The 15,312-nt window shown below is 43.7% G+C and carries 13 protein-coding genes and 2 pseudogenes; 13 read left to right on the top strand and 2 right to left on the bottom strand.

Features of this window, described 5'->3' with window-relative positions:
* The first annotated feature begins 110 nt into the window (after positions 1 to 110).
* The 3 genes from ACE1CM_RS32685 to ACE1CM_RS32695 all read left to right on the top strand — a co-directional run bounded on the left by ACE1CM_RS32685 (position 111) and on the right by ACE1CM_RS32695 (position 5,060).
* On the top strand, positions 111 to 416 hold the full coding sequence (locus ACE1CM_RS32685; protein WP_374883050.1) for a hypothetical protein: 306 nt from the start codon (positions 111 to 113) through the stop codon (positions 414 to 416).
* A complete protein-coding gene (locus ACE1CM_RS32690) occupies positions 400 to 564 on the top strand; it encodes a hypothetical protein (protein WP_374883051.1) in 165 nt (54 codons plus the stop codon). The genes ACE1CM_RS32685 and ACE1CM_RS32690 overlap by 17 nt, the downstream gene beginning before the upstream one ends.
* 647 nt (positions 565 to 1,211) lie before the next feature.
* On the top strand, positions 1,212 to 5,060 hold the full coding sequence (locus ACE1CM_RS32695; RefSeq protein ID WP_374883052.1) for a LodA/GoxA family CTQ-dependent oxidase: 3,849 nt from the start codon (positions 1,212 to 1,214) through the stop codon (positions 5,058 to 5,060).
* A gap of 130 nt (positions 5,061 to 5,190) precedes the next feature.
* Here the strand turns inward: ACE1CM_RS32695 and tnpA are convergent.
* Positions 5,191 to 5,599 (bottom strand): annotated as a pseudogene (tnpA, locus tag ACE1CM_RS32700) (IS200/IS605 family transposase); the annotation flags it as partial.
* Positions 5,600 to 5,629: 30 nt separating this feature from the next.
* Here tnpA and ACE1CM_RS32705 point away from each other — a divergent pair.
* Positions 5,630 to 6,886 (top strand): RNA-guided endonuclease InsQ/TnpB family protein, encoded by a 1,257-nt coding sequence (locus tag ACE1CM_RS32705; RefSeq protein ID WP_374883053.1) that lies wholly within the window; start codon positions 5,630 to 5,632, stop codon positions 6,884 to 6,886.
* Positions 6,887 to 6,970: 84 nt separating this feature from the next.
* Positions 6,971 to 8,098: an NAD(P)/FAD-dependent oxidoreductase gene (locus tag ACE1CM_RS32710; RefSeq protein ID WP_374883054.1), complete on the top strand. Its 1,128-nt coding sequence runs from the start codon at positions 6,971 to 6,973 to the stop codon at positions 8,096 to 8,098.
* Between the two features lie 516 nt (positions 8,099 to 8,614).
* On the opposite strand, the gene ACE1CM_RS32715 is transcribed toward ACE1CM_RS32710, so the two are convergent.
* Positions 8,615 to 8,752 (bottom strand): hypothetical protein, encoded by a 138-nt coding sequence (locus tag ACE1CM_RS32715; RefSeq protein ID WP_374883055.1) that lies wholly within the window; start codon positions 8,750 to 8,752, stop codon positions 8,615 to 8,617.
* A 54-nt stretch (positions 8,753 to 8,806) separates the two neighbouring features.
* Here ACE1CM_RS32715 and ACE1CM_RS32720 point away from each other — a divergent pair, with 54 nt between their 5' ends.
* From ACE1CM_RS32720 to ACE1CM_RS32755, 8 genes and pseudogenes are all read left to right on the top strand, one after another.
* Positions 8,807 to 9,004 (top strand): hypothetical protein, encoded by a 198-nt coding sequence (locus ACE1CM_RS32720; protein ID WP_374883056.1) that lies wholly within the window; start codon positions 8,807 to 8,809, stop codon positions 9,002 to 9,004.
* A gap of 437 nt (positions 9,005 to 9,441) precedes the next feature.
* Positions 9,442 to 9,852, top strand: a complete 411-nt coding sequence (locus tag ACE1CM_RS32725) for a hypothetical protein (protein WP_374883057.1) — start codon at positions 9,442 to 9,444, stop codon at positions 9,850 to 9,852.
* A gap of 88 nt (positions 9,853 to 9,940) precedes the next feature.
* A complete protein-coding gene (locus ACE1CM_RS32730) occupies positions 9,941 to 10,057 on the top strand; it encodes a PEP-CTERM sorting domain-containing protein (protein WP_374883062.1) in 117 nt (38 codons plus the stop codon).
* A 247-nt stretch (positions 10,058 to 10,304) separates the two neighbouring features.
* Positions 10,305 to 10,538: a hypothetical protein gene (locus ACE1CM_RS32735; protein WP_374883063.1), complete on the top strand. Its 234-nt coding sequence runs from the start codon at positions 10,305 to 10,307 to the stop codon at positions 10,536 to 10,538.
* A gap of 554 nt (positions 10,539 to 11,092) precedes the next feature.
* Positions 11,093 to 11,884: pseudogene (locus ACE1CM_RS32740) on the top strand (serine/threonine protein kinase); the annotation flags it as partial.
* 78 nt (positions 11,885 to 11,962) lie between these two features.
* On the top strand, positions 11,963 to 12,562 hold the full coding sequence (locus ACE1CM_RS32745; RefSeq protein ID WP_374883058.1) for an IS607 family transposase: 600 nt from the start codon (positions 11,963 to 11,965) through the stop codon (positions 12,560 to 12,562).
* Positions 12,553 to 13,776 (top strand): RNA-guided endonuclease InsQ/TnpB family protein, encoded by a 1,224-nt coding sequence (locus ACE1CM_RS32750; RefSeq protein WP_374883059.1) that lies wholly within the window; start codon positions 12,553 to 12,555, stop codon positions 13,774 to 13,776. The genes ACE1CM_RS32745 and ACE1CM_RS32750 overlap by 10 nt, the downstream gene beginning before the upstream one ends.
* Positions 13,777 to 13,835: 59 nt before the next feature.
* A partial coding sequence (locus ACE1CM_RS32755) for an AAA family ATPase (RefSeq protein ID WP_374883060.1) occupies positions 13,836 to 15,312 on the top strand: 1,477 nt, incomplete at its 3' end.

Genomic DNA, 15,312 nt, shown 5'->3' on the forward strand with positions numbered 1-15,312 from the left:
CTTCTCGCGTAAGGTTTTGTAGCGTGGTTTGTCGCTCTTTTGTATAGTCACCTATCCCCCAACCCATTTCTTTCAAAAATCGAATGGCAGCAACCTGACCTAGATTGTTAATGACCCCAGAAGAAGCCATCCAAGTCGCTGATGAAGTGCTGCTTGCTTATGCTGGCAACGCTTTAACGGATATTCAACGCATGATTCTGCGTGAGTCTCTTGCTGGTAAAGGCTATGAGAGCATGGCAGGTTATACGTCTCAACACATCAAAAATGAGGGCAAGAAACTGTGGGACTTGCTTTCTGATGCTTTAGGAGAAAAGGTTAGCAAGAAGAATTTCAAAGGGACACTGGAGAAACGCCTCAACTCAGGCGCTATGGTGCCGAAGCCACCGAAGCCATTGAAGTATGATGTGGGATATTAGCCGTTTTACCGACTTGATCGCAGAAGGCGCACCGGCTCCCGATACGGTTACAGGACTTACGCAAGAAGAGGCCAGAAACAAAGGTGAAGAGTTGATCTCTGGTTCCCAAACCAACGATTTTTCGTATCACCAAAGTTTCTTTGCGTAAGTCCTAGGTTAATCCCAGCCTATGGCGACAGTCTCAACTCACTCTACTAGGAGGACTGTATCAAGTTACTGACAGAATGTATCAAGTCCGTAACGCAGATTTATCAAATTTAACTATCGGAAAAGGGGATACCGGGATTATTATCTTCGCTCCGCTGATTAGCACCGAAACTGCTAAAGCTGCCCTCGATCTTTACTATCAACATCGCCCTAAAAAGCCTCACCAGTTCGTTTGGATATAAGAGGGTGCATTTTACTGGTGTTTTATATCTCACCGCCGTTGAAAATCTCAGAGATCATCAAGATATTTCATGCTGGTGGCTTACGATCTGTGAAACTTACTATTGAGTATCGTGGGTATCTTAGTTGCAGAAGATAAACCGGATGTTGACCAGTTTCTCTGTCAAGGACTCAGTGAAGCCGGGTAAACAGTAGATTTGGCTCATTCTGGAGTGCGATCGCCAAGTATAAAGTTTTAATAAAAATCGTGAATTTCTGGTAATTATTCCGGGTCTTGCAAAAAAAGCCGTGTAGTTTGTTACAAACCAGCTAATGAAATAGCTGGTCTGATTTGAAAATGCTTAACAGTAAATAGTGGCAGTTACCGAACAAATCGTTGATTAAGTTGTATTAGATTTGAGGACACTTATGGAATCCATCGCTTACTGCAAAATTTTTCCTCCTATTGGCATTGCCCGTTTGGGAGACAGTGAAGAAGGCTATTTCATTGGACCAGAGTGTTTTGACGACCAAGCACACAAGCAGGAGGATTTTACGTTCCGCGATCCCTCTGGAAAAATTAAACGGCAGGTGGCACGATTCCGTATCTATGCTTTTGACAAAGATGGTAATTTCCTTGGAGAGTTAACAAGTAAGGAAGCAACGATTACCTGGAAAGCTCAACTAGCCAATAAAAAAGCAGCTTGGTTTCAATATTCTGGTACAAAGAATGCACTTGATGCATTTCAAGGTACTCTCGCTCTGAATGAAGCAGGAATTAGAAACAACACGATCGGGCAATTGGAATATCATCCAGAAGCTCCGATAGGTGCTAAGTATAAACCAACCGATGCTCGAGCTAGCAAGCTGGAAATTACAACCGATGATCTGCAAATTTCTGGTACATCGCTTAAAACTGAGATTAATAAGCAAGAGCATCAGTATCAATTCATTGGAAAGTTTAAAGGGACTCGCCCAGTCTATTTAGGAGAACTGCGTACAGATGACGATGGCAGACTGCTTGTTTTTGGAGGACATGGTGAGTCAGATGCGATCGATGAGAATGGTAATAGCATTAAAGCAAGTCGTTGGATTCGCAGCTATGCCAACAATGATGATTGGTTTGACGATACCAGCGATGGCTATGTCAAGGCAGAAGTTGTTCTAAACGAGGGCAAAAAGCCAGTAGAAGTGCGTGGAGCTGCTTGGGTTATTGTTGCTCCCCCTGATTTTGCACCTGACAATAAGAACTTAGTGACGATGTTCGACGTGATGGAAGAGGTTGCTCACAATCATCAAGAACTACTCACCCAAGAATTTCGTACACCCCGTGGAACCAATGAAGTCATCTATGACGAAGATATTAAACCAATCTTTGACCGAATGTTTGGTTATCGCTGGGTAAATGACATCGCGCTACGCGGACATGGATTTCAGAAACCTGGAGATTTTCAAGCGGATTCAAATGGGGGATTAGGAGACCCATCTAGTAAAGAAGGGCAGAAACTGCGTAAACACATCTTTGAGATGATTCGCGTTCCCATATATGAACGTCCTTTGACCCCATTCCCCGATCGGGATGCTGCTGAAGAGAAGGCAAAGAAACAAGCGAGTGCCTTTTATATGCCGCCATTTTCAGGGGATGAAGGCGATCAATCGACTGGAGATGCTTCAACATGGCTTACAGTCACTCATCTGCAATATGCACGTCTTAAGGCATGGAGTGAGGGATGTTTCATTCAATCAAAAGCAAAAGATAGTACGGACAAAGCAGAAAGTCTTCCTTTTAAGCTAACCAGAACAGTGCTTGAACAGTGCGCTGGTGGTGCATTTTTTCCAGGAATCGAGATGACTGCAATTGCCAGACATCCGGGTTTATATAAGGAAGTTTACCGTCTAAATGATGAGGTGCTAGAACCAGGTGACGTGACAAAATATATGGCTTTACCTTGGCAAGCAGACTTTTACGAGTGCCGCGACCATTGGTGGCCTGCCCAGCGACCAGATGATGTTGTTGTTGACGAAGACTTCGACGAAATTTTCTCCAGTTTTGAAGAAGAAACTGTAGGTGACTATAAGCAGCAATTTGAATTAGTACTTTTTAATCGCAAGAAATGGGATCGGGGACTTGGTAGTTCTCGACCATCGGGTAAATTTCTCCAAGCCCGATTGTTGCCAGAACCCCAAAATGGAGAAAGCATCGAGCAATATATTAGCGGACGAACTAATCTAATTTCTAGCTCCTTGTTCGTCAGAACTCCAGCCGCCAACTATACAGATGTTTCGCTCGAAAGCGTGAAATATATTGAGAGATTGCCCTCGCCTTGGCGACTTCAATTCCTGACTCAAGAAATATTAGACCAGTTTGCTGGGCGATATTTCCATTTGGTAGTGCCATCACCTGAAATAGTTTTTTCTGAGCCAGGTAAGGGAAAAGACAAGCAACCAGAACTACCTATATCCCCTAGTGAACTACGCTCATCTTGGTCGAGTTATTGTACAGCTAATGGAACAGAGGCAATTAAAGTTGTAAGTACCTATACCCAAGCCATTTCAGAGCAGATCTCAGAAATGGTGAAGACTGTGCTTACAGAGCATCCAGCTGCAAAAAATACAGTTCATGAGTACTATGAATCTATCAGTGCAGATGTTGGAGCCGTTAATTCTATTGAATCTGCCTCTCCAGAAGATTTCTCAATTGCTTCTGATACATTTAAGCGATTGCGATTCGCTGACATGACCAGCATCATGCTGGATATCCTATATCTTCGTCATTTAAACCAATCCGGTGATATGGATATGGTCGATAAGTGGAATTCACTTGGTTTTGTGGTGGAGAAGAAAAAGACCGTTCAGGATCGCGACGGACAAGACAATGAAATTACCGTACTCGTAGAGACTGAGCGCAGTCGCTATGATGGACTTTCTTTCCGGGATTACTTCTATTTCTTGATGAATATCGAGAAATATCCGGATTTTGTTCCTTACGCAAAAGAATTGGCACAAACTTTTCTAAAACAAGCAGATGGCTTTATTGAGCAGCTAGGGTTACAGGAAAAAGATCATCCTGAATCATTTGTTGAATACAACGAAGCTAATTTCAATGCCAAACTTGAAGAAATTTATGAAATATTGCGTGCTGGGGCACAAAATCCTCAGCCTTGGTCTCAACCTATTAATCGTGCAGATAGGATTCAAGGGCTTGTCCATCGCGCACCTTTCAATCAAACAGATGGTGCATGGTTACGCAATATTGCAAAAGCTGGTCCGTCTGATGAAATGCATGGGTTACTCTTCGACATCTGGAGTGATGAAATTGGTAATGGAAATCCCTCTCTTCATCACGGTAACTTATACACTACGTTGCTTCAAAGCCTGGGGCAATGGCTACCAGACGTAAACTCTAGGGCTTATGCTGATAATCCGGATATTCCTGAAATCTTTTACATTGGGGCTGTATTCCAACTTGCTATCTCTCAGCATTCCAAAGAGTTTTTACCGGAAATTTTGGGCATGACTCTCTTCCTGGAATGGGAAGTTTTAAGTTTAGTTCCAATCGTTAATTTGTCAGATTATCTCGGTATTGATAGCCACTTTTACCGAATGCATGTGGCAATTGATAATGCAACTGAAGGGCATGGTCACCAAGCTAAACGGGCTGTAGAACTTTATCTCGATCGCATTCTTAAAGAAAGTGGTCCAGCAGCTATGCAACAGATTTGGCGACGAATCTGGACTGGATTTGTAGCCTTTGCCTTGGGTGGCAATGGAATATATAGCAATGATGCAGGTCAATCTGATGATGCAATTGAGTCAGCATATCCCGGAACACCTGCGGATCGCATTGCTGAGATTATGCGTCGTAAACGTCCCTATGGAAACCTCAACCACCTTAATAAGAAAATAGGCGGTTTCCGCATCAACGACATGTTCGACGATCCTCCACTATTTTTGGAAGAGTTAGCTCATTCACCGTGGATTGAACCAGGCGATCCAGATCGTAGTGGACTATTGAGCCATCTCACCTCATTTAACGGACCCATGTATAAGATTTTCGACAAGGAAGATTTAGATGCATGGCGAGATTGGGTGATTTGGCTGGGTAAGGAAGGCGATACGACAGCATCGAAGCGTTACATTGGTAAAGGTGAAGCCATGCTCATGCTTTTAACAGAACTGAGGTCACAGGCAATAGCAGCACACGGTCATGCTCGTTACAAGCTGAAATCACCAGAAGCTGACAATACACCTTTGCCTGTCTCTGAATGGTTTAGCTAAATCCGTCATTCATCCCACGACTGACCTGATAAGGCAGCGTGGGATGAATGACGGAGCGATTTTTGCGCGTCAAGAGACCGAATTTCTGTGCAACAGAAAAAGGGAGGGGGACAGCGCAAAAATCGCTAATTGAGGGACTATCTTGCGATTCGATATATTTTTTCAAAGTTGAAATAGTAATACCACCGCAACTAGCGACAAAATACGAGCCATTCCAAAAAACATCCTTGGTGTAAAACCGCTTTAAATGCTCAGAGAACTCCTGTCTCAGTCTACGAGAAGTTGTAGATTTAATATTGCCAATTAAAGTGCTGAGTTCCAGAGCCGGGTGGTACTGAAATAGTACGTGTACGTGGTCAGATTCACCATTGAACTCAATCAGCTTGCAATCCCACTATGCCAGCAGATCTGCCAGGATAGCGTGCAATAGCTCCAACATCAAGGGCAGTGATAGCTTGGCGACGATACTTGGTGGTTAGCACCAGGTGAAGTTTTAAGTCACTGACAGAGCTGCCCTTGCTGACAAAATCATTTTTCATAAACAGTCTCTAGCGTTATGCCATACTTAAGTGTACAATAAATCAATAACGCTGATTGAGGGGGAATTGGTTAAAGTGCTGACGGCAGTTAAAGTGCGCCTCTATCCAACACCTGAACAAGAACTGGTTCTGTCCAGAGCCTTTGGATGTAGCAGGTGGTATTGGAATTTTGCCTTAAATGCCTGCATTCAGCACTATCAACAAACAGGCAAAAGCTTGAAGCTTGCTGCCTACAAGGGAATGCTACCTCAACTAAAGAAAGAATTCCTTTGGTTGAAAGAAGATTGCTACTCTGCTGTTTTGCAGTGCGTAGCAATTAACCTCAATAGAGCCTTTACCAACTTTTTTCAGGGGAGGGCTAAATTTCCTAAGTTCAAATCCAAGCATGGGAAACAGTCGATTCAATATCCCCAAAATGTTGTGAGCAAGGGGAATTTTCTGTCCGTCCCTAAGATTGGAGAAATTAAAGCTGTATTCCACCGTCAATTAGTAGGGAGGATTAAAACAGTAACGATTAGCAAGACTCCATCAGGCAAGTACTTCGCCTCGCTTCTTTTATGCGAAACCGAATCTGAGAGTCGCTCATGTGAGGGTAAGATTATTGGCATAGATCTGGGAGTCAAAGAGTTCGCGATCGTTCATGATGGTGAAACAGTGACAAAGTACGCCAATCCTAAACATCTAAAACGCCATGAAAAGAACTTGGCGAGAAAGCAGCAAAAGCTGGCTCGCCAAACTAAAGGAAGTAAAACCAGGGCAAAATTCAGGAGGATTGTAGCTAAGGTTTACGAAGGAGTATCAAATGCCCGCCAAGATTTATGGCATAAACTTAGCAGAAAGTTGGTAAACGAAAGCCAAGTCATCGTTGTGGAAAATCTCAACGTTAAGGGAATGGTACGGAACCGAAAGCTGTCAAAAGCAATATCCGATGCTGGATGGGGAATGTTCGTCAATTTTCTGGCATACAAGCTAGAGCGAAAAGCAGGCAAGTTGATAGAAGTCGATCGGTTTTTCCCCAGTTCTAAAATGTGTTCTTGTTGCGGTTATGTTATGGAAAATTTGCCGCTTGATGTCAGGGAGTGGAGTTGCCCTTCCTGTGGTATTCATCATGACCGCGATGGCAATGCTGCGTTGAATATCAGGAACGAAGGCATTCGGATATTAACTGTAGGCGGAGGGAACCCCGTCTCTGCTAATGGAGCCTGTGTAAGACCGGATAGCCGCGAGGTGAAAGGGCTGCGGGCTGTGAAGTTAGAAGCCTACACCGACCCGTTTAGGGCGGTGTAGGTAGTTCACTGCAAGAATACGGCATGGGAGCAGTGCATTGATCCAACTGAATAGATATCAGCTTTCATAGCTGGCACGAAAATCATGCAAAACTTTGATGTCTGCATTTTTGGTGCAGGTCCAGCAGGTATCGCCGCCTCAATGGTTTTAAGCCAAGCAGGGGCGAACATTGCCCTCATTTGTAAACCTCAAGCGTTTCCCAGAGCCACTAAACCATGCTGGGAAACGCTTTCTCCCCGCGTAGAACCCATCTTGCAGCAACTCGGACTGACAGATGCACTCAAAGACAGTTGTGAATACCGTATCACGGCACACGTCTCTTCATGGGGATCTGAGCAAGTTGCTTGGGAATCAGTCATGAAACGAGCGGAGAGCGGAAACTGGCTGATAAATCGCCATCATTTTGATATGGCTCTACGTAAATCTGCCACTGCCCAAGGTATTAAAATCTTTGAGGCTAGCGCCGTTGATATAAAACGTAGTCAAGACCGTTGGCATCTAACTATCGGAGGTACCAAAAACTTTGACATTACTACTAATTTTCTAATTGAGGCATCTGGATATGGGGCAACAGTTGCGCGGCGTTTAGGCGCGAAGCGAATAGTTGTGGATAAATTAGTGGCTCACTGGCTCATATTTCCAACTGAATATGATCCGGATAAAACCGTTAGAATTGATGCGTTAGAGTCCGGTTGGCTTTTCACTGTTAGAGTCGGAAATCAGCGGCTTTTATGCTTTTTTACAGATGGCGATCTTCTCAAAACTGGTTCTGAAATTAGTATCAAACATGTGATGGAGAAACGTATTCTCGAAGCACCAGCAATCCAAAGCATTTTAGCAGGTCACTCAATTTCGAATATCTCAGCCTATGGCGTAACCTTTGCGTCAACAAGCACCCTCCATCGAGCTGTAGGAAAGTGTTGGGTTGCCTGCGGCGACGCAGCGCAAACTTACGATCCGCTATCATCACAAGGAAGTTATCAGGCACTTCTTAGCGGTTGCCGTGCTGGAGTTTGTTTGATCGATTACCACAACGGTGATTCACTTGCTCTTGAAAATTACGCTCGTCATAGACGAAACGAGTTTATACAATATCTAAGAAAACTTTGCAAACAATACCGATTGGAACTTCGATGGCCTGATTCCGTTTTTTGGTCAAGACGTTATAATTTTTTGAATTCAGAAGCTGTCCGGCAAATCACCCCTAATTAAAACTCTCCGCGTCAGAGTGTCCCCGAGTCCCCGCGGAGCGTCATAACTATGGGTAATCAAACAAACATGATATCAGAAGCTGTCCAGGGATTGCAGTCTGATAAATAAGAGGATGAGACAGCTTGACAAAAGTTGCTCTACCATATAGGAACAATTGCAATATTTGCCTGCACTTAAAAGGAATCAAATATGAGCGATCGCAGAAAAGACGCAACAACTGTCACCTAGACGGTTAATGCTCAAGTATTAAACAAACTTCCCTTCCAGAATACCCAAGACTTTGAAGATGCTCAGCGGGGTTTTATTCCTCCTCTGCCTGAGAATGCGGTAATTAAAAACAGTCAAGGGTTAGCAGTTTGGGATATTAGCCGTTTTACCGACTTTATCAAAGAAGACGCACCGGCTCCCGATACGGTTAATCCTAGCCTATGGCGACAGTCCCAACTCACTCTACTAGGAGGACTGTATCAAGTTACTGACAGAATGTATCAAGTTCGTAACGCAGATTTATCAAATTTAACTATCGGAGAAGGGGATACCGGGATTATTATCTTCGATGATTCGTAACGATATGCGAGTCCCGATGATAATGGGTTCACCGCTTAAAATATCTCGATTGCGAGTGACATATTTGGAAACGGCTGTCGTGGTCATCTGTAAAACCCCATGAGGGATGGCTCATCTTCATTGTAAAGCGATCCTGGGGATATGGTAAAAGCAATTGTACCAAAAGGAAAACACGCTGGTACTCACGTCGGTAAAGTCACTGTTAGAAATACGGGCGCTTTTAATTTAACAGAATGGCGCTCGCGCTTTGAGAGGTGTCAGAAAGGCGATCGCGCTTTCACAGGTATCAGAAAGGCGATCGCACTTCCCCCGGACAGACAAAAAAACACCCACGGCTAGGGGTAGCGTGGGGCTATTATAAGTCCACTTACAATTACCTCTGGGTCAGTCTCACCTTATGCAGATGAGACAAATTCTCTCAAGGTACTAGGAGTGCGATCGCGCTTTGAGCGGTATCAGAAAGGCGATCTCTCCCTCTAAATGAGCATTTATACTTAAGCGTATTCCACTTTTATGAAGTTCGTGTGAAGCCGATCCGTATGCTGGATTTTGAGATACTTATAAATTTTATTTATGTTATTGAACGAATTTTCGTTGTTGTAGCGTAATGGCTTTTTACGGTTTACAACCATTCATCTATACTGCTTTTAATTAATTTATTTTTCTGAAAAAATCTTTAATCTGTCAGGGGTTTTCAGTGATTATTGCTTTTTGTTTACATTGGCTGTTTAGTATATTTAATAAGTATTTATATAAATTAGATATTTGAATAGTTGATGAAGATTGATTTTTGGGTGAACTTTTATTTGAAAATAACTGCATCAGTAAATCTTATGTTTAAGTACAGCCTTTCTGCAATAGCTGGAGCAGTCCTGGTGGGAGTCTGTTCTACAACCGCCAAAGCCTTTTCAAATATACCCGATATAAAACTAGGGGGAATCACATATGAGATTGATTTTAAATCCAGTTTTTTTAACACCTCAAACCTAGACCCCGATCTGCAAGCTTTACTTGAAGCGCAGCCTTGGTTTACTGGAACTTTTTCAGGCGATTCTCTAGCTCTCGACGCAGCCAGCCAAATATATGACTGCGGTGGATTCATAGAGTCGTCATGTTCTATACCCTTTGATAAGTTTGGAAGTGTAAATCCCTATCGACGGTGGAACGTCACCCTACTTTATTTATGACCATCCTTTCACACAAGTCGATGCAGCCGCAGTAGGATTTCCAGACATTAGAGATAACCAGTTAAGCACAATTGGAACTGCCGGGAAGATATCCTTATACTATGCTGTAGCAAGACCAAAAGATGTCCCAGAACCATCTTCTCTCCTGGGAATTAGTACTGTCTTGGCTCTAGCTTTTGGGAAAATAGTTAAGCACAAACAATAAAGTTCCACTCTCTCCTCATTATAGAATACTCTGGGAAAACCCCGTGTCTTTAGACCAAGGTGACCGCGCGAGACTAAATTCTCGCGAATTTTACACGTTGAGCCAATCCAAATGTTAATTCAAATTACTTTTTTTTGTGTATTTTCACAAGAAAAGCTAATTTAACACAACAGTAATTTTCGGCCACAAAAGGCCAAAGTAAATTGCTAACAAATTACGTTTAAAAACTGAGGCCAAACAACACCCAGTGCCAAAGAATGGGGCATTGGGTAAGCATGTTACGCAGTCATTACAATTGGTGCTTGGGCGACAGGATTGCTCAAAACAAGTTAAGTTAATTGACTTTTCCATCGCCTCACTATTGCCCAAAGAAACGCCAGAAATCAAAAATCCCCATCGACTCGAAGGCACGCTGGCCTATATTTCCCCAGAACAAACCGGACGGATGAATCGGGGGATTGACTACCGCAGTGATTTCTAGGTCAAATTTAACTAACATAACTTACGCAATGGCGTTGCCAGCAACCCGGTTTCGACCTCGTTCGCGAGCGCGGAAGGGAGGCATATCTCTGGTTGCCTTTCCCAAGGATTTTTCAGAGCGCCAAAGTTTCTTTGCGTAAGTAAATATGGGGGTCAATTAAGCGCAAAAAACCCGGTTTATGCGTCAATCTCTCGACTGGAACCCCACGATATTTCGGAGAAACCGGGTTTTTTCGTAAGTCCTGAACCTGCGATCATCTAGTCGGAAGCGCGACAAAATTGACGATATAGATTCCCATAAAACCTTGAATAACATATTTTTCAGCTTAACATTTTTTAAGAAAACAATGAACCCAAGACCAAACAAGACTGTTGAGGGCATGAAGGAAAGCGATATATTGAAAGAACGGGTCAAAAATCAATTGTGTCAATAAATAGAAGCCAATAATTAACAAATCAAGATTCACGCAGCAGTTGTGATTCGGCTCAATTGTGCGGGAGAGCTAACAGAGGATATTAAAATAAGAAAATCCTGTCAAAAGCTAGATAAATCAGATGAAAAGTCTTCCCGGCTACAGCCTCTGGGAACCACTCTATGAAGGCACTCGCACCCTAGTTTATCGTGCCAATCGTACCACCGACGCTCGATCTGTTGCGATCAAATTTTTACGGAACGAGTACCCCACTTTCAGCGAGTTGGTGCAGTTTCGCAATCAATATACCATTACCAAAAATCTCGATATGCCGGGAATTGTCCAACCTTTAGCCTTAGAAACATACGGCAACAGCTACGCCTTAGTCATGGAGGATTGGGGCGGAATTTCGCTGCGGAACTATCTTCAAAACCACGAGCTGTCGCTGAATGAATTCCAGGTGCTGGCGCTGCAAATGACTGAAATCCTGCACGAGTTGTATCAACACCGGGTCATCCACAAAGATATCAAACCTGCCAACATTCTGATTCATCCCCAATCCAAACAAATTCAGCTCATCGACTTCAGTATCGCCTCATTGCTTCCCCAATAAACCGAAGAAGTCAAACACCCCAATGTGTTGGAAGGAACCCTGGCGTATCTCGCGCCGGAACAAACGGGGCGGATGAATCGCAAGATTGACTACCGCAGCGATTTCTATGCCTTGGGTGTGATGTTCTTTGAACTGTTGGCAGGAGAGTTACCTTTTCAATCGGCAGATCCGATGGAACTGGTACATTGCCACATCGCCAAACCGATTCCCGATCTGTGTGAGATGAAACCGGAGATTCCCAAGGTTATCGGTCAAATTGTCGCCAAACTGATGGCAAAGAACGCCGAAGAGCGGTATCAGAGTGCCTTGGGTTTGAAGTATTGAAACAAGTCACTTAAAATATTAGCAAGTATTTGCAATCTTTAGCAGATATGTTAGAATAGCTTCAGACTAACATCGGTGGTCATGAAGCTGTCTGAGTATGCCAAAAAACTAGGAGTCAGTTATCACACTGCTTGGCGGCTATGGAAGCAGGGTCTTCTAGATGCCTACCAGCTGCCAACAGGCACGGTAATTGTGAGAGAACAAGAAAGACATGCAGAAAAAAATCAAGAGGAAGTTGCATGTATATATGCTAGGGTTTCTAGTTCAGAAAATAAAGATAATCTGCACAGACAATCGGAAAGATTAGTGAACTATGCCACAGCCAGAGGATACAAAATCTACAAAGTAGTAGAAGAGATTGGTAGCGGTTTAAACGATAACCGGAAAAAGCTAACAGCAGTCCTAACAGATAAGAATTTTACAGTTTTAGTAGTCGAACACAAAGACCGTCTGACCCGATTTGGTGCTAACTATATACAAGTTTTACTGAGTCAGACTGGCAGAAGACTTGAGGTAGTGAATGCTGCCAAGAACGATCGAGATGACTTAATGGCAGATTTCGCATCTGTGATTACATCATTTTGTTCAAGATTATACGGGTTGAGAAGAGCCAAAAGAAAAACGGAAAAAATTATGCAACAATTGCAATCGGAGGGAGAAGACGAATGCAGTTAGCAGAAAGGCACATCATCAAATCTGGTCATAAGTTTTTTAAACAGTTAGACGCATTGTGCTTTGCCTCAAAGAACCTGTACAACGCAGCTAACTACACGCTGCGGCAAAACTTTATTTATGGCTGGGGATATTTGAACTACGCCGCCATGTATAATCTGATGAAATCCCATGCCACTTACAAAGCATTACCCGCCAAAGTCAGCCAGCAGATTTTAATGGTACTAGACCGCAATTGGCAATCTTTTTTTGCGGCTAGAAGTGAATATAAAAAGCATCCCCAATCATTCACAGGGATGCCATCTATACCAAAGTACAAGCATAAAAGTAAAGGACGGAACCTACTAATTTACACCAGTCAGGCTGTATCTAAAACCGCCCTAAATCAAGGCAGAATTAAGCTCTCTGGTACATCAATTGAGTTCAAGACAACTGTCAGTGGTACTCACCTCAGACAGGTCAGGGTAGTCCCGCAATGCGATAGTTATGTAATCGAGGTGATTTATGAGCAACAAGAGTCCCCCACTTCCCCAGGCGCCTCTATAGCAGCGATTGACTTGGGATTGAATAATTTAGCCGCGTTAACATCAAATCAGAAAGGATTCATCCCTTTACTGATTAACGGACGTCCGCTCAAAAGTATCAATCAGTTCTACAACAAGAAAAAATCGGCTCTGCAATCTCAACTTAAGGGAAATCGGCAAAGTTCTCAAAGAATTAGGCGTCTAACTCGCTGTCGTAATTCATTGATTGATAATTATCTGCACGCCGCCAGCTCGCTGCTCGTAGATTGTTTAGTGGCACATACTCAAGGCACTTTGGTTATCGGTTACAATTCCCAATGGAAAAATGAAATCAATCTGGGAAAACAGAATAATCAAAATTTTGTCAATGTGCCTCACTTGCGGTTCGTTAAAATGCTGACTTACAAATGTTCAATCGTAGGCATTAAAGTTTTATTAACCGAAGAGTCTTACACATCTGCGTCCAGTTTTAAAGATGGCGATTTCATGCCTGTTTACGGAGAAAAGCGTGGTGATAATGTTATCTTCAGTGGAAAACGCATGACACGCGGTTTATACAAAAGGCACAATGGAGAGCTAATTAATGCCGATGTGAATGGCTCGTATAATATTTTACGAAAAGCAATCCCGAATGCTTTTGCTGACGGGATAGAGAGCTGCGTAGTTCAGCCCAGGCGGGTCACACCGCTCTAAGTCAAAACGAAGGGGAAATCTGCAATGGTTTCCAGGCTGATGTAATATTTGCCTATATTTTGACTAACTATGACTTAAAAATCTGTTTGCATCAGTTGCAACAAACAGGGCAGATCGAACCCTTTGAGATTGGGACGCGGGATCTGTGCGATCGCTTTATCATTCCCGAAAAACTCTACGGACGGGAAGGGGAAGTGGAAACTTTGCTGGCAGCGTTTGAACGAATTGCCTTTGGCAACGCCGAATTAATGTTGGTGGCGGGATTCTCTGGCGTTGGTAAAACGGCTGTTGTCAATGAAGTTCACAAACCGATTGTCCGGCAGCGCGGCTATTTCATCAAAGGGAAATTCGACCAATTCAATCGCAACATTCCCCTCTCTGCCTTTGTGCAGGCATTGCGGGATTTGATGCGGCAACTCTTGTCTGAGTCCGATCGGCAACTGCAAGAGTGGAAAACCAGGATTCTGGAAGCTGTTGGCGATAATGGTCAGGTACTGATTGAGGTGATTCCAGAACTGGAATGGGTGATTGAGTCACAACCCCCGGTGCCAGAACTGTCGGGAACGGCAGCACAGAATCGGTTTAACTTGTTGTTCCAAAAGTTTATTGCTGTCTTTACAACGCCAGAACACCCACTGGTGATGTTTTTAGATGACTTGCAATGGGCGGACTCGGCTTCGGTGCGCTTGGTGAAACTGCTGATGGAAGAGCGGGGGCATTTGCTGTTGTTGGGAGCTTATCGGGATAACGAAGTCTCGCCTGCTCATCCCTTGATGCTGACCGTGGATGAATTGGTGAAGACAGGTGCAACTGTCAATACGATTACACTGCCACCCTTGCATCAGACTCACATCAATCAGATGGTAGCTGACACCCTCGGTTGTTGGCCCCAGGTGGCGCAACCGCTCACCGAATGGGTATATCAGAAAACCCAGGGCAATCCATTTTTCACCACGCAGTTTCTCAAGGGATTGCACCAGGAAGGTTACATTACTTTTGACTACGGTACAGGTGTTTGGCAGTGCGATCTGGCTCAGGTGCGTACGCTCTCCCTGACTGACGATGTTGTGGAATTCATGGCGACTCAACTCCGGAAGTTGCCAGCAGAAACCCAAACAGTCCTTAAACTTGCCGCTTGTATTGGCGCACAGTTTGATTTGAACACATTGGCGATCATCTCGGAGCAATCCCCAACCGATACCGCTACTGCCCTGTGGAAAGGGTTGCAGGAAGGCTTGATTATCCCCATCTCTCAAACCTACAAGTTCTTCCAGAGCCGAGATGCAGAAACAGCACAGCATGATATTTCTGTACCCTATAAATTCTTGCACGATCGCGTTCAGCAAGCAGCTTATTCCTTGATTCCTGAAGAGCGAAAACAGGCAACTCATCTCCAAATCGGAAAACTACTCCAACAAAACTTATCAGAGATAGAAAAAGAGGAAAAGCTGTTTGATATTGTCGGGCATTTAAATTTAGGAATTGAGTTGATTGCTCAACCCAGTGAACGGGAAGCCTTAGCCAGACTTAACTTAG

Source organism: Microseira sp. BLCC-F43 (genome assembly GCF_041929235.1).
Taxonomy (GTDB): Bacteria; Cyanobacteriota; Cyanobacteriia; order Cyanobacteriales; family Aerosakkonemataceae; genus Microseira.